This is a genomic window from Mesorhizobium silamurunense (assembly GCF_014843905.1).
Lineage (GTDB): Bacteria > Pseudomonadota > Alphaproteobacteria > Rhizobiales > Rhizobiaceae > Mesorhizobium > Mesorhizobium silamurunense.
In genome coordinates this window covers 1-383 of record NZ_LPVS01000165.1, presented here as the reverse complement: position 1 = coordinate 383, position 383 = coordinate 1, and the positions used below count along the sequence as shown (strand labels likewise).

Annotated in this window: 1 protein-coding gene; it reads left to right on the top strand. The window is 56.7% G+C overall.

The genetic code is table 11. The features are described 5' to 3' along the window. Nucleotides 1-71: 71 nt before the first annotated feature. A complete protein-coding gene (locus AU465_RS32865; protein ID WP_192257152.1) occupies nt 72-368 on the top strand; it encodes a hypothetical protein in 297 nt (98 codons plus the stop codon). Nucleotides 369-383 lie beyond the last annotated feature (15 nt).

Below are 383 nucleotides of genomic sequence, written 5' to 3'. Positions count from 1 at the left end.
ATCAATCGCCTCGACGAGCTGCTTCCCTGGAATTGGTCACCTGTCACCGCCATCTCAGCCGAGGCTGCCTGATGGCAACGGTGACCCATGTGTTCAGCATCGACTACGTCGCCAAATTGCTCGATGAAGATGCCGAACTCCTGCAGGCGATCGTCAGCAACGATGACAACCTGAGCTATGGCAGCATCATCAGCGTCTACACCGGACAGGACGAGGCAATAACTTCGCTTACCCGCGACGGAATGGAAGAGCTGGAGCAAATGCTTGCCCATGCGCGCCGCACCGCTGACGAATGGAATGACTTCCTCGAAGCCTTCGTCGATGGCCAAGAACTCATCGCTCGCATCAAAGCGAAATCTCCGCGGTAACAACCGGGCGGTTAC